The sequence below is a fragment of the Nocardia sp. PLKS1-43 genome, from assembly GCF_059510335.1.
Map to the genome: position 1 here is coordinate 146,458 of NZ_JCAJZQ010000014.1, position 18,093 is coordinate 164,550.

Below are 18,093 nucleotides of genomic sequence, written 5' to 3' on the forward strand. Positions count from 1 at the left end.
GGTGCTCGCGGGGCGGCCCGCGCGCCGGGCCGCGCGGCCGCCGTGTGCGACGTCGTCGACCACCGGGCGAGCACTCCACGGGCTGATGGGACAATCCGTGCGGTGATCACCGCCGCATCCTCCGACCGACCGGCCGGTCCGCGCCCCTGGTCCCTGCGGGCGCGGCTGCTGGCCGGGCAATTGCTGCTGTTGGTGACAGTGGTGATCGGTATCGGGGTGGCGACCGAACTCGCGCTGCAACAGTTCCTGGTGGACCAGTTGGACGGCCAGCTGGCAGGCGCGCAGAATCGCGCCCAGATGGCCGTCGCGGGGCCGCCGCCCTTCCTCGGGCCGCCCCCGTCCGACGCCGGTGCGAATCCACCGCCGCCGGGCGCGGACTCGACGGCGCCACCGTCCGGGCCGGCATCGCGGGGCACGCCGCCCGGGCCGCCGGGCCCTCGCCCGCTCCGGCCCCCCGGCGTCACGCAATCGGGCTCGGGCACGCAACCGTTCTCCGGGGCGCACGGACCGTCCGCCGCTCAACCCGCCCACACTGCGCCGAATCCGCTTGGCACGCAACCTTCCCCGCCGACCGGATCATCCGTCGACGCACGGCGATCCCCGCTTGCGCAGGCGCCGCCCGCCACGCAGCCGACGACGACAGCGCATCGACCGTCGACCGCCGCCACGACAGGTCCGTCGGCGACGAACACCCGGGCGCCGCAGGCCGCACCGACGTCGACGCCCACGCCGGGCAGCGGCCCCGGTCCCGATTTCCTGTCCCGGCCGGGAGTGCCACCCGATGAGATCGGGGCGATCATCGACGGGCACACGATCACCGCGGTCGGCAAGCTCGGTTCGGACGGCAATCGGACCGCGCTGAGCGATACCGCCGAACGCCGGCTCGCCGCGGTCTCCGCCAACGGCAGCCCGCGGACCATGCACCTGGACGGCCTGGGCAGGTATCGAGTGGTGGCCGAGCCCGGTCCCGACGACGGCCGGATCGTTCTGACGGGGCTGTCCATGGCGCCGGTCGACGCGACGTTGCTGCGGGTGCTGGTGGTGCTGCTGATCGTGGCCGCGATCGTGCTGCTGATCGCGATCACGGTGGGCATCACGCTGATTCGCCGCGCGCTGGCGCCGCTGGACCGGGTCGCGGCGACCGCGTACCGGGTCGCGGATCTGCCGCTGGATCGCGGCGAAGTCGAACTGCCCGTTCGGGTTCCGGCCCAGGACGCCGATCCGCGAACCGAGGTCGGCCGGCTCGGCGCGGCGGTGAATCGCATGCTGGACAACATCACCGGCGCGCTGTCGGCCCGCTACGCCAGCGAGACTCGCGTGCGCCAGTTCGTCGCCGACGCGAGTCACGAGCTGCGCACCCCGCTGGCCGCCATCCGCGGTTACACCGAACTGGCCCGGCGCGACAGCGATGCGGTGCCCGCCGCGGTCGCCGACGCGATGGGCCGGGTGGACGCCGCGGCCAACCGGATGTCCGGTCTGGTCGAGGATCTGCTGCTGCTGGCGCGACTGGATTCGGGCCGCCCGCTCGAGCACGAACCGGTCGACCTCACCCAGATCACCGTCGACGCGGTCAACGACGCCCATATCGCCGGGGCCGACCACCAGTGGGACCTGGACCTGCCCGACGAACCGGTCGAGATCATCGGCGATGCCGCGCGCCTGCATCAGGTGCTGGCGAACCTGCTGACCAACGCCCGCGTGCACACCGGGCCCGGCACCGTGGTGACCACCTCGCTGGAATCCGGCGACACCGGCGGTGTGCGGTGGCGGGTGCGCGACACCGGACCGGGCATCCCGCCGGAGCTGGTGCCGGAGATCTTCGAGCGCTTCGCCCGCGGCGATTCCTCGCGCTCGCGGCACACCGGCAGTACCGGTCTGGGCCTGGCCATCGCCAGCGCCGTCGTGCGGGCGCACGGCGGCGACATCACGGTGACCAGCGAGCCCGGCGACACGGTGTTCACGGTGCGCCTGCCGAGTCCGGACAGATCACCGCAGGATGGTTAGACGGCGGTCCGCACCCGGGTCGGCCGTGCTGCCTCGCGGGCCAGCAGCCGGTCACGCTGCTCCTCGAACTTGCCGGCGTCGCGGTCCAATTTCTCCAGGAAAGCGGCGAGCTCGTCCCGGGCGCGCTCACCGCGCGGGCCGAAGTCGTTGCGGCCGAACACATCCCAGATCTTCAGCACCGGCCGCACGACCTCCTCGAGGTGCTGGCGCAGATCGTAGATGCCATGTTTGGCCATGATCACACCGTTGCGACGGAAGTTCGGCATGCCGTATCCGGGCATCACGAAATTGGTCACGATCCGGGTGATCGCCTCGATCTGCTGGTCCGGCACCAGATCCAGCCCGGCCGCGCACAGGTTGCGGTAGAAGATCATGTGCAGGTTCTCGTCCGTGGCGATGCGCTGCAGCATCCGGTCGGCGATCGGATCGTCGCAGGCCCGACCGGTGTTGCGGTGCGAGACGCGGGTCGCCAGCTCCTGGAACGTCACATAGGCGACGTTCTCCAGGAATCCGCCCCAATCGTCCGGGGACTGCGCGCCGTTGGTCATGTGGATCATCCGATCCCGTTCCAGCGCAACCGGATCCACCGCCCGGGTGACCACCAGGTAGTCCCGGATGACGATCCCGTGCCGGTTCTCCTCCGCGGTCCAGCGGCCCACCCAGGTGCCCCACGCGCCGTCCATCGAGAAGTTCTCGGCGATCTCGCGGTGGTACGAGGGCAGATTGTCCTCGGTGAGCAGATTGGTGATCATCGCGGCCCTGGCGACCTCGCCCAGTGACGACTGGGACGGATCCCAGTCGTCACCGCCCATCGCCGCGAAGTTGCGCCCGGCGTCCCACGGCACGTAGTCGTGCGGATGCCACTCCTTGGCGATCGACAGATGCCGGTTGAGGTTCTGCTCGGCGACGGGCTCGAGTTCGGTGAGAATTTCCAGCTGCGTCAGATCCCGGGCCATATGCGGAGCCTTTCCCTCGTCATGTCGTGATGTGGTGCACCTGTCGAAGTCGCCGGCGAAATACGCCGGCGACCGATTCAGTAGACGATGATGCGCTATCAGTGCACTGTGCCCAACCTGTGGCCGAGCTGTGAAGACTCGAGAAATGGCGGCTCCGGCACGCCCCTGAGCGGCGGCGCGAGCGCGCCGCGGATCAGGTCAGCACGCCGTCCTGGCACAGGCTGGACGACCGCCAGCTCGCCGACGGCGGCCGGACACCGGAGTCGAAGGTCCACCAGGAGATCGGCCCGACCGATCGCCAGTACACGAACATGCCGTTGTTGTCGGTGACCGCGGTGTAGATGTCGGCACTGCCCTCGATCAGCTGATTGCCGACGCAGTAGTCGTTGTAGGAGGTTCCGGGCTGCCAGGCGCCGGGGCTGAAGCTACCGGCCGGATTGCCGGTCGCGCCCGGATTGGACACGGTGCTGTGATGTCCCGACGCACCGTCCTTGTTCCAGTGCGCCACGCCGAAGGCATCCATATGACAGCTGAAGGCGTAGCCTCCCGCGTACACCACCTGCCCCTGCCGGTAGCTGTTGCCCGCCCACAGGCACGGCATACCGGTGGCGTCCGCGTGCGCCGCCGGGACGCTGCCCGCGCCGAGTCCGGTCGCGGTGATCGCGGCCAGGGCACACAGGCCCGCCCGGATGGCTACCCGGAACCGCTGGGACACAGGTCCGTTGATTCTGCTCATTACCGCTTCCTTCATGTGCGGGTCGCTGCTGCCCGGAGGTCGAACTCCGGGACTCGTCACGAGAGATAATGTACCGTTAGTCAACGGCACATTGTTTGCGGAATTCTCATGAGCGGGAAGAGCTCGGAGGCCGCAGCGGCACGCCGACTCGGGCAAATGCGACACTCCGTACGCGAAAAGCGAACAGTGACCGAATGTTCGGCGCGCGGATCGTCGGTGAGTAATATCGAGCGCTGGCACGAGCTGGAGTTGGTATGTCGGACGTTTCCCATGGCGGCAACGAGGTTGACACGCACGATCGTCGCCTGGTCGGCCGCGAGCGCGAGCTGATCGTCGTTGCCGAGCGGCTCGCCCAGACGGTCATCGGACGCGGCGGCGTCCTGATCATCGACGGTGAACCCGGGGTGGGCAAGACCTCGGTACTCGACCAGATCCTCGGGTCGGCGGGCCAGGTGCACATGCGGGTACTGACCTGCGCCGCCAGCGAATTGGAGATGCGCACGCCGTTCGCCGCCACCCGGACCTGGTCGGCCGCCGACTGGTTCGCCGACGAGGTCCCGGCGGAGCTGATCGACCGCTCGCGCGCGCTGCTGCGCGGGGAGAACACCGCCGCGGGCGATGCGATCGGCTGGGAGAACTCGGTGATCGACGCCTTCGCCGAGATCGTCGAACGGCTCTGCGCCACAGGCCCGGTCGCGGTCGTCGTGGACGACGCGCACTGGGCGGATCCGGCCACTCTGCGCACGCTCGAACGTCTCGCCGAACTGATCGACGAGCTGCCGCTGCTGATCGTGCTCGCGGTGCGCCCGCTACCGCGCGAGGGTCCGGTGACCGAGATGATCGAGCGGGTCACCGCGGCGGGCGCGGCCCACGTGCGACTCGAACCGCTGGACGAACCGGACGGCGCGGAACTCGCCGCGCGCGTACTCGGCGCGCCGGTCGGCCCCGGGCTGGCCCGCGCACTCACCTGGGCGGCCGGCAATCCCTTGTTCATCACCGAATTGGTGGCCGGACTGCGGCAGGCCGGGCAGCTCACGACCGCCGCCGACGGAACGGTGGACCTCGCCGCGGGCGCGCCCGGCGCGGGGACCGATCCGCACCTGCCGAACTCGCTGACCGAGGCCATCCTGCGCCGCCTGGACTATCTGCCGACGAACGCGCAACGGGTGCTCTCGCTCGCGGCCGCCCTGGGCTCGGGCGTCGAGGCGGGCGAACTGACCAGCGTGCTGGGGGCCGAGGCCGCGGAGATCGACGAGATCGTGGCCGTGGCAACCGAGGTCGGGGTGCTGATCGCCGGGCGCACCGGGCTCGTCTTCCGGCACGATCTGATCCGCCGGGTGTTCGCCGACCAGGTGCCCGGGGCCACCCGCGCCAGTCTGCAATGGCATGCCGCGCAGACGCTGATCGCCGCGGACGGGCCGATCGAACGCATTGCGGCATATCTGATTTCGGCCGGGGTGAAACTGGATGGACCGAGTATCGACTGGCTGCTCGCCTCGGCCAACCGGCTGATGATCTGCGCGCCCGAGAGCGCGGTTCGACTGCTGAACACGACCATCGCCTCCGATCCGCAGGCGCCCGCCACGAATCGGTTGCGACTGCTGCTGGTGCGCGCCCTGCTGTGGAGCGGACGGGCGGCCGAGGCCGAGCGCGCGGCGCGCGAGGCCCTGGAGCGACTGCCCGAGCCCGGGGAACGCCGGCGGGGGGACTTCCTGTGGCTGCTCTCGCAGGCTTGTCTCGCACAGGGCAAAGTCGCTGCCGCGCACGAGGTTTCGACCACAGCGGTACGCGAGGGCGCGACGCCGATCCGCGAGGCGCGGCACCAGGGCGTACTGGCCGTGGTCTCGCATCTGCTGGATCGGCTCGACGACGCGGAGCGGGCAGCCGACCGCGCCCGGACCCTGGGCTTCGAACTCGCCGACCCGGTCGCGATCGGCATGGCCCAGTTCGCGCTCGGGCTGGTCCGGTACTACCAGGGCCGGCTCGAGGAATGTCTCGAACTGGGCGACAATCTGATCCGGCAGTACGAGGCCCTGAGCCAGGGCCGCAGCACATTCGGGCACTTCAATCCGTACCTGGTCAGCGGCCAGTGCCTGATGGAACTCGACCAGCCCGAACGGGCCGAGGAAATCCTCACCACCACAGTCGATTACGAGGAGCGCAGCGGCGGCGCGATGCAGACCGCGAATCTGCTGGCGCTGGGCAAACTGCATTTCACCAGCGGCCGCTGGGACGACGCGGCGGTCACGCTGCAGCGGTGTCACAACACCGCCGACGTGTTCGGCTATGCACGGGTCGCGCCGAGCCTGCTCGCCCTGATCGACGTCTACCGCGGAACCTTCACCGGCACACCGGATTCCATACCGCCGCTGATCGACGACATCGCCGGACGCACCGGTTTGCACGTGCGCGCGTGGGCGCGGGCGGTGGCCCTCGAACGCGACCGGCGCCCCGGAGAGGCGCTGGATCTGCTGCTGGCCACCTGCGCGCAGGTCGAGTCGCCGTGGACCGAGATCACGCTCTATCACATCTATCCGGAGATGGCCCGGCTGGCGGCGATCACCGAACGCCCGGCGGACCTGCGGGCGATCGCGGACGCCGCGCAGCGGTCCGACGAGCGGGTCACGACCAAATCCCGGCATGCGACCGCGCTGCTGTGTACCGGTCTGGCGCAACAGGATCCGGCCCTGCTCACCGAATCGGCCGAACTGTTCGGCGCGGCCGGACGGCCGTTCTACACCGCGCACGCCTACGAGAACCTGGCCGCAGTGTACGCGCAGGCAGGCCGCACGGACGCCGCGCGCTCGGCGTCGGATTCGGCGGTCGAACTGTACTCCGGCATGGACGCCCGGTGGGCCGTCGCGCGCGCGGACGCACGGCTGCGCGGCCTGGGTTTGCGGCACGGCCGTCGCGGTCCGCGCAACCGGCCGAAGTCCGGTTGGGCCGCACTGACTCCCACCGAACGCCGGGTCGCCGATTTCGTCACCGAGGGCTTGTCGAATTCGCAGATCGCCGCGCAGATGCTGCTGTCCCGGCGAACGGTGCAGACACATGTGTCGAGCATTCTGGCCAAACTCGATTTCACCTCACGCGTGCAGATCGCCATCGGTCACGCCAATGGAACTCTGCCCCGGGAAGCTCGATGAGCACCGCGGTGCATCGGCCATTCGGCGCGTAAGCGCGACGCCCGGGCGGTCTCCAGCAGGGTCCGCCGCTCCTCCTCGGTCATTCCTCCCCACACCCCGAACGGCTCCCCGACCGCGAGTGCGTACTCCCGGCATCGCTCCAGCACCGGACAGCCGCGGCAGATCCGCTTGGCCAGGTACGCGCGTTCGGCGCGCGCCCGCCCGCGCTCACCGTCCGGGTGGAAGAAAACCTCCGAATCCACTCCGCGACAATGCCCGTCGAGCTGCCATTCCCACGCTTCGGAGGTCGAGGGATAGTAGCGCCCGATATCGGGGAATGCGGCGAGCATGGCCCGAATGTACCGAAATCCCGGGAAAGGCCGATTCCGATATCTTCCCGTTATCGGGAAATGCCCTCGCGGGCAGCCGGATTCGCGTATCCCGGGGAACGTGACGGGATCCGGTCAGGCGAGCGGCGGCCGGACACCTGCGGCTCGGGCGTGCGGTCTCCGAGAATTTCGTCGGCAAGTACGCTCAGCCCCAACATGATCCGGTTCATCTGTGCATCGGTGAGATCCGGGAAGACCGCGCGCACCCCATCCTCGACGGGCACCGAGGTGTCGGGAACCTGTTTGCCCGCGACGCTGCCGGTGTGGACCGCGACCAGGGTGCGGCGGCCGTCGCGGGGATCCTGGGATACCTCGAAGACACCGCTTTCCCGCAGGCGTACAACGGTTTTCGAGACGAAGCTCTGCGCAAGGCCGGTTCGCTCCGCGATATCGCCGATGGCCGAGTCCGGATGGGCGGTGACGTCCTGCACGATCGCCACCATCCCGGCCGACAACTGTTGCTCACCGGAGCAGACGGTCGCACTCGACGCGATCTCGCGCAGCACGCGAACCAGCCGATGCAGTTCGGCGACATTCATAGTGACCGATGATACATCTGCGCGATGACCATGCTCACCTGCTATGACAATCCATCACCGGACAGCGGTCGCGTCAGGAGATGCGTTGCCGGGCGGAACCGGCCTCCTCGGTCATCGTCGTGCGGCATCGCGACCGCTCCACGACCATCCGAGCCGGTTTGACCGGTACTGCCTCCTCGGGCAGCGCGGCGCGCACGAATTCGGCGATGGCCAGATGCCGCGCCGAGTACCCCGGATACGGATACAGCGCCAGCGACGCGGGAGTGTAACCGCCGCAATGGTTCAGCACTCGCAGCGTGACCGTCGCGGCCGAACCGGATCGCAGCCGTTCGGCCACGGCGGCCAGCTGTGCGCGATCGTCCGGATGGAACACCTCGACCGGCGACGCCAGATTGTCCCAGCGCACCCAGGGCGCGGGATCGGTCAGCCAGTGCGAGATGCTGGCGTGGTCCACCTGCAATACGCCCAGATGGGTTCCGGCGCGACGGTGCGCCTCGCGCAGCGCGACGCGCTCCAGCGTGGTCACCTGCGCACCGGGATCGACCGGTCCGGCATCTTCGATCAGTAGCCACGCGCCGTTGGTGCGCCGGTCGTCGCGAGCCCGCATGGAGACCAGCCAGCGGGCCGAAATGCCCACCGTCACATCGAATTGCAGGCTCGCGCCCGGATTCGGGTCGTAGAGCAGATCCAGAACCTCGGCATGCCGGTCGAAGCCGGTCCAACGATGGAACAGCTCCGCGATCGACATCGTCGGCGCGTAGTCCGCCGGCGACATCCCGCTCAGTTCGGTCACCCCGGCGGGCAGCCGGATCGTCTGCGAGGCCAGATCCCAGATCCCGCCCACCGCGGGAGTCGCAATCGGCACCCGCACGCCGACCGGCCCGATCCACAACCGCACCGCGTGTACATCGCCGCCGGGCCCGAGCACCGGACGGGCGAGCATCCGGTGCGGGCCGGCATCGGTGGGCACCCGCAGGTCCACCTCGACCGCATCACGGGCCGCGGTCGTGAGCGCCTCGCAGGCATTGCTGGTGGACAGACCGTGGGCGGAGGGCATCTTGGCCATCAACCGCTGCACCACGCGCTGCCAGCCGGCGAACTGCCGAGCCTGTCCGCCGACCGACGCCGCCGACATGCCTTCGGGCGCCAACATCTCCACCGTAAGCCACGGGTTGCTGCGCGGCATTTCAAACGACCCCATATGAAGAATGCAACCCCGCGGCGATCGCCGAAACATCCGCCAAGATACGTAGACGAATAAAATTTCCGCGCGGAAGGTTCCGCCACCACGAACACGGCCGAACAGGCAAGACACCAGTTTCGGGGGCCGCTCCGCGCCCGAGCGATACGAGTGTCACGTCGCATCGGTCACGCACGGCGTGGTGGCGGCGGGGTACCGCAACCAACTGTTGAAATCGAAACTATGTTGCCGACACCGTATCGTCAATCCTCGTCGGCACAAGCACAGCCGATTCCCAGGCTCGGGAAGCGTTTCCCGTCGTCAGCCGCACTGCGGCCGGGTGGCGTCGCAGCCGCCGTGGCTGTTGTTGGGCGCCACGCTCTTCTGCGGATCGGCCTGCACGGGCGGAGCCATGATGTTCCACAGCATCGCGCCGTCCCGCAGCCACTGGTTGAAGGAATCGCCCGGTCCCGGAATCGGCAGTGACCGTTCCAGTTCCGCGGCCGGAGCCGGCGTCGAGGAATCGGGGTTCGAGCGGTGCGGCACAGTGATGTTCGGGATCGAATTCGACAGGGCCGAGCGCGAGGGACCGCTCGAGCTCGGAGCCGACTGCGCCGGCGCGGGCCGCGAGAGGGAGGAATCCGACGGCGCGGAGTAGGAGGGCGACGAGTGCGAGGGCGAGGAGTACGAGGGGCCCGAGTATGCGCTGGGCGTCCCGCCGTTGTGCGACCCCGGCGAACTCACACCCGCGTGCGAGGTACCGGCCGGACTCGAGTGGCCGCCACCGCTGCTGCTGTGCCCGCCGCCGCCGGAGCCGGGAGCCGCGCCCGCCAGACCCGCCGAGCCGATCGACACCGCGACCGCCACCGCGACGCAGGTCAGAAACCGGGAACCGAAGGGATTCCGCTGAACACCGTTGAGCTTCGAGACATTCATCTTCGTACCGTCCATCGACGTCTTATAAGAAGGGCTGCCCGGCGACGTCGATCTCGCGAGCAGTGCTTATCACTCATTTAATGTACCGCTGAACAACGGCACATTAAACTGGTGCTCTTACCACCGCTGGGAATCTCGGGACTGTGTGAGATAGCAGCTCACACCCGTGTGCTCACCTCGCGCGGCACGATCCGCGAGGTGAGCACGCCGCCGGACTCAGCCTTGCGCGAGCACTTCGGCCAGTTCGGTATCGCTGTCGAGATATTTGGCGATGGACCGCTCGACCAGCTCGGTGGCGGTCTGCACGGCGACCGACCGCGTCGCGGTGAGCTGCCCGGTCAAGTGCGCCAGGTCCTCCGCGCCGTGCTCGGAGTCCTGATACTGCGTCCACGCGGTGCGCTGGAACAGCTCCACCACCCGGCGCGCGATGCGGTCGCAGTCGGTGCGCATCTTCTCCAGATCGGCGAGCACCTCTTCGGCGGGCAGTCCGACGCCGGTCAACTGCTCGACCACGCGCACCAGCTTCGCGTCGACCACCCGATAGGTCGCGGCGTCCACCGGCTCGTACAGGCCCAGCCCGACCACGCGAGCCAGGCCGTGCGGGACGTTGCTGTACCGCTCCGCGAGTTCGGTGGCGGGGATCGTGTCGTCGGACGACGGTTCGGTCTCCGGCGCCGCGTCGGGCTCGATCACGCCCAGGATGTCACCGAGGTCATCGCCGCGATCCCAGGCCTCGAGCAGCTCGCGGATGCCGTTGAGTTTGATCCCGCGGTCCAGCAACCGGCTGATGGTGGCCACCCGATTCAGATGTTCGGGCCCGTAGAACCCCGTTCTGCCACGAACCTCCGGTGAGGGCAGCACGCCGCGTTCGTGATACACGCGAAGGCTGCGCACCGTCGTACCCGCTGCCCGCGCGAGCTCATCGATGGTGTACTCCACACTCGCCATACATAAAGGAAACCACACCGAAATACCCACGGGTATCTTCGCGGGTGGGTACGCCGCCGAGGACGGTCACCACCAGCTGCGCGGACGGACCTGGTTGGCCAGGTCGATGAGCCGGTACCGGTGCCAGCGGTCGGGCGCGATCTGGGCCAGTGCGCGCAGGCTCGATTCCAGGCCCTGCCGCAGGCCGGTGGGGGTGACCGGGAATCCCAGGATGCGTTGCAGTTTCGCGGGCTGGGCGCCGGCGCGCAGCCACTCCACCGCCGCACCCACCACGATCACCTTCAACTGCAGCGTTCGCGGATCGTCCGGCAGGGCCGACAACCGCGCGGCCGCGGTGTCGAGGTCACGTTCGGTGATCTCGGCGGTCGGGCGCGAGACCAGCAGCAGCGAACCGGTCATCTGCGCGATGGCGTGATGCCGGGACGCGGCGGGCACCTCGTCCAGCACCGCGACGGCCTCGAGCAGATCGCCGTCCGCGGCCAGCCGCCTGGCCAAACCGAACGCGGCGCTGACCACGCCGTGATTGGTGCGCCACACCGTGCGGTAGTGCTCCATCGCCGCATCGTGCAGCCGGTCGGGATCACCCGGCTCGTCCAGATGCTGCAACATCAGCTCCGCGGCCGCCGCCAGCGCGAGCGGCGGGGCTATCTCACCGGGCACCATCGAGTGCACGGTGTCGAAATGCCGGTAGCCCAGTTCGAAATCGCCGTCCAGCAGTGCGGCGACGCCCAGATGCCATTCGATGCGCCAGTCGTCGCCGTGCCGGGGAGCCAGCTCGGCCAGCAGTGCGCGGGCCTGCACCACGTCACCCAGCTCGAGATGGGCCTGCGCCGCGGCCAGCGCACCCTCCAGTTCGAAGGTTTCCGGTTCGGCCACGACCCCGGCCGCGATCCGGGCGCTGGTACGGCGCAACGCATCCAGAACCTGGTGCGGGTCACCGCGCAGCAGCGGCAGCAGCAGTTCCGCGCTGGGATCCTCGGTATCGATCAGCGGGGCCGGCAGCGCGGCAACCACGTCGGCCACCTCCACCTCCGGCATGCGTTGCGTGCCGTCGATCACGCGGTCGGTCTGTCCGATGAGCGTATCGATGCCGAAATCGCCGAGGATGGAAGCGAATTCGACCGAGGCCTGGGGGTGCTCGCGGCCGCTGTCCACCGCCAGCACCATCCGCAGCACGCCGACCAGCTGACAGTACATCGCATAGGCCGATGGAAAACGCCGGCGCGGATCGGGATCGGTTGCCCGGCAGAGCAATCGGTGCAGCCCGGGGTAGCGGCGCAGCAGCGGTTCCTGCTCCGGCGACGGGATGACCGGGGCCAGGTTGCCGTCCCGTTCGACCGGCAGGTCCAGCATCAGCGCCGCCAGGGTGCGGCCGACCGAGTACAGGTCCGCGGCCACGGTGGGCCCGGTCTCGGTGATCTCCGGCGCCTGGTAACCCGGTGTGCCGTAGATACTTCCGTAGGAGTCGAGCGCGGCGACCGCACCGAGGTCGATGAGTTTGACCTCGTCCTCGCTGACCATGATGTTGTCGGGTTTGAGGTCGTTGTACGCCAGGCCGAACGAATGCAGATAGTCCAGCGCGGGCAGTACCTCCATCAGGTACGCGATCGCCTCGGCCACCGGAATACGCTCCGGCGCGAGCTCGTCGAGCATCTTCTTGAGCGACCGGCCGCCGACGTACTCCATCACGATGTATCCGGCCGCCACATCGCGACCGGCGGAGGCGTGCTTGACGAAGTTGTGGATCTTCACGATCCCCGGATAGGCCATCTCCGACAGGAACTGCCGTTCGGCCAGGGCCACCACGTGCGCCTCGAAATCGAGCGGGTTCTGCAGCCCCTTGAGCACCACCCAGCGGTCGCTGACGTTGCGATCCACGGCCAGATACACCCAGCCCAGGCCACCGTGCGCCAGACAGCCCTGGACCTCGTACTGTCCGGCGACCAATTCGCCCGGCACCAGTGTGGGCCGGAAGTTGAACGGGGAGCCACAGGCCGCGCAGGTGCCGCTGATCGCACCGGGGCCGTCCGCGGTCCGGCGGCCCACGGGCGCATCACATTTCCAGCAGAATCGCTTGACCTCGTGCACTTCGGGATCGGTCAGCACCGCGGCGCGCGGATCCAGTGGAGTCACCTTGGGCATTTCCACCAGCCCGCCGCCCAATTTGCGCACACTGGGCCGGGACCGTGCGCTGCGGCCCGATCCCCGGCCGGTGTCGGCCTCGAGGCCGGCTTCGACCGCGGCCGAATCGGATTCGGCCAGCAACTCGAGTTCGAAATCCTCCTCGTCGCGCCGGCGCGCCACCGGGCGGGCACGCTGTGCCGAGAAGCGTTCCGACAGAATCGGATTAGGTATCCGGCCCTCGGGCGGGACCGGGCTCCGAGTGGCCCACGGGTGAGTCGTCGACCGCCGCGGCAGCTCGCTTCCGCGCATGCGCCGATTGGCCCACGGGTGCGGCAGCGGTTGGTCGGGCGCCTCGGAGTGCTCGGGCATGGGAACCTTTCGTACCCATTGGTGAGTCGGGCTCTCATTCTGGTCCGCCATCGATATCGTCGTGGAGGAGTTGTTCCCTCCGGTGGGAATATGCTTGCCGGGTGTTGGCCCGGATCCCGCGCCGCTCAGGTCCGGTCGGTCTCGACCACCACGTCCACGGTCAGCTCCGGCGAATTCGGTTCGGGCTCAGTCGGTTCGGGCAGGTGCGGCGACTGCGCGCTCACCGCACGCCACGTCGCGGCGACATCGGCGGCGCGTTTGCGGGCCAGCAGCCACCCGGCCGTCAGCACCGGCAGCATGACCAGCACGACCGCGATCACCGCACCGCGCTGTACGACGTCATCGCTCACCGCCATCAGCACGACCACGCTGAACAGGAACGCCAGCGTCAGCACGCCGGTCCACGGCGCGCCCGGCAGCCGGAACGCCGGCCGCCGCGCCAGGCCCTTGCGGCTCCAGCGCCACAGGCGCAGCTGGCAGGCCACGATCACCGACCACGCGGTGATGGTGCCCAGCGCCGACATGTTCAGCACGATCTCGAATGCCTTGTCCGGCACCACGGCATTGAGGCCCACGCCGATCAGCGCGATCGCGCCGGTGGCAAGAATGCCGACGTAGGGCACGCCCGAACCGGACATGCGCGCCCCCAGGGCCGGTGCGCTGCCGTTCACCGACATCGAACGCAGAATGCGCCCGGTGGAATACAGTCCGGCGTTCAGGCTGGAGAAACCCGCGGTCAATACGACCAGATTCATGATGGTGCCCGCGCCGTGCACGCCGAGTCCGGCGAAGAAGGTCACGAACGGACTCTCACCGCCGACGAAATCGCTGTAGGGCAGCAACAGACCCAGCAACACCAGGGAGCCGACGTAGAACAGCGCGATCCGCGCGATCACCGTATTGATCGCGCGGGGCATGACCTGTTCGGGATGTTTCGTCTCACCGGCCGCGGTGCCGACCAATTCGACTGCGGCATAGGCGAATACCACGCCGGTTGTGACCGTGACCAGCGGCAGCAGACCCACCGGGAACAACCCGCCGTTCTCGGCCAGCAGGCCGAATCCGGTCTGCCGGCCTCGGATGGTGAAGTGTCCGCCGAGAATGACCGAGCCGACGATCAGGAAGGCGACCAGGGCCAGGACCTTGATCAGCGCGACCCAGAACTCCAGTTCACCGAACCAGCGCACCGAGACCAGATTGAACGCGATCACGATCACCAACGCCACCAACGCGATCGCCCACTGCGGGATGACCTGGGTCGCACCCCAGTAGTGCACATAGGTGGCGATGGCGGTGATGTCGACGATGCCGGTCATGCACCAGTGGAAGAAGTACATCCAGCCGACGCCGAAAGCCAGCTTCTCCCCGTAGAACTCGCGCGCGTAGGACACGAACGACCCCGAGGACGGCCGGTGCGCGACGAGTTCACCCAGGGCCCGTAGGACGAAGAAGACGAATACGCCGCACACCGCGTACACCAGGAACAGCCCGGGTCCGGCGTGTTCGAGCCGATCCGCCGATCCCAGGAACAACCCGGTGCCGATGGCGCCGCCGATGGCGATCATCTGTAGCTGCCTGGGGCGTAGCGATTTGCGATAGCCGACGTCCTCATAATGCAGACCTGCGGACGGAGCGGTCGACCTGGGCGGGTGGACGGCTGTCATGACACGGCCTTTCAGGTGACGTAAATCATATCGCCGTCCAATGTACCGCCAAACATCGGCACGTTAATCCCATCGCTGGGAAACCGGAGGGCCGGGCCGGGCAGCTATGGTGCTCGCCCGGCCCCCGGCCACGGTGCGCCTCAGACCCGCGCTCGGCCGGAATCCCCGAGCTCGTCCGCGTTCGCCTTGGAGAGCGGTTCGGCGATGTTCTCCAGCGACTTGCCTTCGGCGTCCACACCGAAGAACCAGGCGACCAGGCCGCCCACGATCATCGCCGCGGCGCCGATGAGATAGCCGATCGCCAGCGGCAGCCGGTCCATACTCGGGTTGTCCGCCCCGCCCACCAGGAGGCTGAACAGATACGGAGCCAGCACGCCGCCCGCACCCTGGGAGATGGCGAAGAAGAACGAGATCGCCTGGCCGCGCAGCTCCAGCGGGAAGATCTCGCTCACCGTGAGATAGGCCGAGGACGCACCGGCGGAGGCGAAGAAGAAGATGACGCACCAGAACGCGGTCTGCGTAGCGGCATTGAGGATGCCGGCGTGGAATGCCCAGGCGGACAGGGCAAGTAGCGCACCGGAGAGCACGTACGTCCCGCAGATCATCTTGCGTCGCCCGATGCTGTCGAACAGCGGACCCAGCACGATCGGGCCGATCAGATTGCCGATCGCGAACGGGAAGAAGTAGTACCCGGTGTGATCGTCGGGCACGTGATAGAAGTGGGTCAGGACCTGCGCCTCGGTGAAGAAGATGGCGTTGTAGAGGAATGCCTGGGTCACCATCATCGTGAAGCCGAGGAACGACCGGGACGGGTAGCGCCCGAAGAAGATTCGCGCCATCTGCAGATAGGACACCCGGTCGCGCTCGACGATCTCGAGTGCCTGGCTCTCGTCCACCGGCGGCAGGTCCACTCCCCTGCTGCGGACGTGTTCCTCGATCTCGGACACGGTGCGTTCGGCTTCCGCGGCCCGGCCGTGCGTCAACAGCCAGCGCGGGCTCTCCGGGATCTGGCGGCGCAGGAAGATGATGATGAAACCGAGCACCGGCCCGATGAAGAAGCCGATGCGCCAACCCCATTCGACCGGCACGTAGCGCTCGTTGTACAGCAGCAGACTGGCTGCGGCGCCCAGAGCCGCACCGCCCCAATAGGTTCCGTTGATCGCGATATCCACCCGGCCGCGGTACCGCGAGGGCATGATCTCGTCGATCGCGGAGTTGATCGCGGTGTACTCGCCGCCGATTCCGGTGCCCGCGATGAACCGGAAGATGAACAGCGACCACGCATCCCACGAGAAGCCGGCCAGCCCGCTGCCGATCAGATAGATCGCCAGCGTCAGGATGAACAGCTTCTTGCGGCCGAGTTTGTCGGTGATCCGGCCGAAGAACAGCGCGCCGACCACCTGCCCGGCCAGATACCACGACCCCATCGCACCGACCTCACCGTGCGTCAGGTGCAGGGTCTGCTGGTTCTGCAGCAGCGAACCCATACTGGAGACGATCTGGATCTCCAGGCCGTCCAGAATCCAGGACACCCCGAGACCGACGACGATGAGCCAGTGGAATCTGGCCCACGGCAACCGGTCCATTCGCGCGGGGACCAGACTTCGAATGATAGTGCTGGGTGTCGACACTGTGCTGCCACCTCGATGTGAACGGACGGATTCGGCTGCCGCGAGCGGCTTTCCGGTGGTCCGGTGGCCGACTGCGCAGTGCCAATGTATTAGGTCAGCCGCAGGCGGTACCGGCGGATCGCAAACCTCGGCCGAGCACGAGATGGCGCCGGGGCACGACCGATGCGCGTTCCGCGCTCCGCGGCCGTTCGCTGTGCCGGATGATGCGCAGCGGCGGCTTGTGATCGACGGCCGCGATCCGATGCCGGTCCAGGTTGTCCAGCACCCGGCCGGCGGCGTCGTAGGCCACGCCCGCCCAGATCATCGAGCGCGGTCCCATTCCCCGGTCTATCAGTGCGCGAGCCGATTCCGCGCATTGGTTCAGCAGCGGGCACTCCTGGCAGATCCGCACGGCGGCACGCCACGAATCGGGCGTGCCGACGTCCAGGTCCCAGTCGTTGGGGCCCTCCGCACAGGACGGTCGCCGCGCCGTCGCGGGCGGAAAAGCGGAGGATGAAGACGCCGAGTCACGCGTCGGCGTACGCGATCCCGCGGTGCGCGCGGGGATTTCGAAAGTGGTCACAGCCGTCTCCGAGGGTGCCGAGGGCACGCCACGGGTCGGGCGTGTCCATGGGAGGGACGTCATCGGGGCCGATCAACGGTCCCCGGAAGCGGCGAACAACGCCGTACTCGAACGCTAACGCACTATCGGGCGAAGAGCAATAGATTGTGCCGTCAAATAACGGTACATTGACGGATGGTCTTCAGAGACATACCGTTGACCATGGAACCGCTGTATCGCGGTACATAGAGAGATGAGTTGGGCTTCCAGGGGGTCTGGCTGTGCAGGCGGAGTACACGATCGATGAGCTGGCACGGGTGGCGGACACCACCGTACGCAGCGTGCGGGTGTATCACGAGCGTGGACTGTTGCCCTCCCCCGAGCTTCGCGGTCGCATCGGCTACTACGGGTCCGCCCACCTGCACCGGCTGCAGACGATCAGCCGCCTGCTGAGCCGCGGAATGAAACTCAACGGTATCCGGGAACTGCTCGAGGCGTGGGATCGCGGTGACGGACTCGCCGAGGTGCTCGGCGTGCCCGAACAATCACCGGACCGGGCCACCGTGGCGGTCACTCGGCCGCAGCCGGTCGCGAACCCGCTCATCGATGCCGCGCCGGCGGCGGACGATACGCAGACGCGTGCGATCCATCGCGCCCCTGCCCCGAATCCCGCGGATCCGGCGACCCGGCTCATCGACGCCGGATTGAGCTCCGCCGAGGCGCTGGCGCTGATCGAACGATTACGCGCGGACTGCGATCGGATCGCCGAACAGCATGTGGGAGAGCTCTTCCATCGCCGCGGCGGGCAGACGCGCGAACGTTCCGGACGCAGCGGGAACGAGCGCGGCGGAATCGAATCCGCCACCGAAGCCGTCCGCCTCGCGGTGACGCGCACACTGGGCGAACTGCTGGATCACGCCTTCGCCCGGCGCCCGAGCATGCCGTGAACGC

The 18,093-nt window shown here is 68.3% G+C and carries 14 protein-coding genes; 3 read left to right on the plus strand and 11 right to left on the minus strand.

Annotated features, from left to right (window positions below; translation table 11 throughout):
* Window positions 1-102: 102 nt before the first annotated feature.
* Window positions 103-2,004, plus strand: coding sequence for an ATP-binding protein (locus tag AC5WS7_RS34320; protein WP_495958787.1), 1,902 nt, complete (start codon window positions 103-105; stop codon window positions 2,002-2,004).
* Here the strand turns inward: AC5WS7_RS34320 and AC5WS7_RS34325 are convergent.
* Both AC5WS7_RS34325 and AC5WS7_RS34330 read right to left on the minus strand, forming a co-directional pair.
* Window positions 2,001-2,960 (minus strand): acyl-ACP desaturase, encoded by a 960-nt coding sequence (locus tag AC5WS7_RS34325; RefSeq protein WP_495958788.1) that lies wholly within the window; start codon window positions 2,958-2,960, stop codon window positions 2,001-2,003. The genes AC5WS7_RS34320 and AC5WS7_RS34325 overlap by 4 nt on opposite strands.
* 193 nt (window positions 2,961-3,153) lie before the next feature.
* Complete coding sequence (locus tag AC5WS7_RS34330) at window positions 3,154-3,696, minus strand: hypothetical protein (protein ID WP_495958789.1); 543 nt, start codon at window positions 3,694-3,696, stop codon at window positions 3,154-3,156.
* Window positions 3,697-3,950: 254 nt separating this feature from the next.
* Here AC5WS7_RS34330 and AC5WS7_RS34335 point away from each other — a divergent pair, with 254 nt between their 5' ends.
* On the plus strand, window positions 3,951-6,842 hold the full coding sequence (locus tag AC5WS7_RS34335) for an ATP-binding protein (protein WP_495958790.1): 2,892 nt from the start codon (window positions 3,951-3,953) through the stop codon (window positions 6,840-6,842).
* Here AC5WS7_RS34335 and AC5WS7_RS34340 read toward each other — a convergent pair.
* The 9 genes from AC5WS7_RS34340 to AC5WS7_RS34380 form a co-directional block, all read right to left on the minus strand.
* On the minus strand, window positions 6,806-7,171 hold the full coding sequence (locus AC5WS7_RS34340; RefSeq protein ID WP_495958791.1) for a WhiB family transcriptional regulator: 366 nt from the start codon (window positions 7,169-7,171) through the stop codon (window positions 6,806-6,808). The genes AC5WS7_RS34335 and AC5WS7_RS34340 overlap by 37 nt on opposite strands.
* 50 nt (window positions 7,172-7,221) lie before the next feature.
* The gene (locus tag AC5WS7_RS34345; RefSeq protein ID WP_495958792.1) at window positions 7,222-7,749 is read right to left on the minus strand and encodes a winged helix DNA-binding protein; all 528 of its coding nucleotides are present in this window, start codon (window positions 7,747-7,749) and stop codon (window positions 7,222-7,224) included.
* Window positions 7,750-7,822: 73 nt separating this feature from the next.
* A complete protein-coding gene (locus tag AC5WS7_RS34350) occupies window positions 7,823-8,950 on the minus strand; it encodes a GAF domain-containing protein (protein ID WP_495958793.1) in 1,128 nt (375 codons plus the stop codon).
* Window positions 8,951-9,250: 300 nt separating this feature from the next.
* The gene (locus tag AC5WS7_RS34355) at window positions 9,251-9,865 is read right to left on the minus strand and encodes a hypothetical protein (protein WP_495958794.1); all 615 of its coding nucleotides are present in this window, start codon (window positions 9,863-9,865) and stop codon (window positions 9,251-9,253) included.
* Window positions 9,866-10,081: 216 nt separating this feature from the next.
* A complete protein-coding gene (locus tag AC5WS7_RS34360) occupies window positions 10,082-10,813 on the minus strand; it encodes a MerR family transcriptional regulator (RefSeq protein ID WP_495958795.1) in 732 nt (243 codons plus the stop codon).
* 66 nt (window positions 10,814-10,879) lie between these two features.
* A complete protein-coding gene (locus AC5WS7_RS34365; protein WP_495958796.1) occupies window positions 10,880-13,306 on the minus strand; it encodes a serine/threonine-protein kinase in 2,427 nt (808 codons plus the stop codon).
* 125 nt (window positions 13,307-13,431) lie between these two features.
* On the minus strand, window positions 13,432-14,970 hold the full coding sequence (locus tag AC5WS7_RS34370) for an amino acid permease (RefSeq protein WP_495958797.1): 1,539 nt from the start codon (window positions 14,968-14,970) through the stop codon (window positions 13,432-13,434).
* A gap of 140 nt (window positions 14,971-15,110) precedes the next feature.
* Window positions 15,111-16,556 (minus strand): MFS transporter, encoded by a 1,446-nt coding sequence (locus AC5WS7_RS34375; RefSeq protein ID WP_495958798.1) that lies wholly within the window; start codon window positions 16,554-16,556, stop codon window positions 15,111-15,113.
* A 139-nt stretch (window positions 16,557-16,695) separates the two neighbouring features.
* Window positions 16,696-17,163, minus strand: a complete 468-nt coding sequence (locus AC5WS7_RS34380; protein WP_495958799.1) for a hypothetical protein — start codon at window positions 17,161-17,163, stop codon at window positions 16,696-16,698.
* Window positions 17,164-17,423: 260 nt separating this feature from the next.
* Here AC5WS7_RS34380 and AC5WS7_RS34385 point away from each other — a divergent pair, with 260 nt between their 5' ends.
* A complete protein-coding gene (locus AC5WS7_RS34385) occupies window positions 17,424-18,089 on the plus strand; it encodes a MerR family transcriptional regulator (RefSeq protein WP_495958800.1) in 666 nt (221 codons plus the stop codon).
* The last annotated feature ends 4 nt before the right edge of the window (window positions 18,090-18,093 follow it).

Excerpts from the sequence above, each read along its gene's own strand:
- AC5WS7_RS34325 (WP_495958788.1), bottom strand. The coding sequence starts at position 2,960 with ATGGCCCGGGATCTGACGCAGCTGGAAATTCTCACCGAACTCGAGCCC.
- AC5WS7_RS34330 (WP_495958789.1), bottom strand. The coding sequence starts at position 3,696 with ATGAGCAGAATCAACGGACCTGTGTCCCAGCGGTTCCGGGTAGCCATC.
- AC5WS7_RS34335 (WP_495958790.1), top strand. The coding sequence starts at position 3,951 with ATGTCGGACGTTTCCCATGGCGGCAACGAGGTTGACACGCACGATCGT.
- AC5WS7_RS34340 (WP_495958791.1), bottom strand. The coding sequence starts at position 7,171 with ATGCTCGCCGCATTCCCCGATATCGGGCGCTACTATCCCTCGACCTCC.
- AC5WS7_RS34345 (WP_495958792.1), bottom strand. The coding sequence starts at position 7,749 with ATGAATGTCGCCGAACTGCATCGGCTGGTTCGCGTGCTGCGCGAGATC.
- AC5WS7_RS34350 (WP_495958793.1), bottom strand. The coding sequence starts at position 8,950 with ATGGGGTCGTTTGAAATGCCGCGCAGCAACCCGTGGCTTACGGTGGAG.
- AC5WS7_RS34355 (WP_495958794.1), bottom strand. The coding sequence starts at position 9,865 with ATGAATGTCTCGAAGCTCAACGGTGTTCAGCGGAATCCCTTCGGTTCC.
- AC5WS7_RS34360 (WP_495958795.1), bottom strand. The coding sequence starts at position 10,813 with ATGGCGAGTGTGGAGTACACCATCGATGAGCTCGCGCGGGCAGCGGGT.
- AC5WS7_RS34365 (WP_495958796.1), bottom strand. The coding sequence starts at position 13,306 with ATGCCCGAGCACTCCGAGGCGCCCGACCAACCGCTGCCGCACCCGTGG.
- AC5WS7_RS34370 (WP_495958797.1), bottom strand. The coding sequence starts at position 14,970 with ATGACAGCCGTCCACCCGCCCAGGTCGACCGCTCCGTCCGCAGGTCTG.
- AC5WS7_RS34375 (WP_495958798.1), bottom strand. The coding sequence starts at position 16,556 with ATGGACCGGTTGCCGTGGGCCAGATTCCACTGGCTCATCGTCGTCGGT.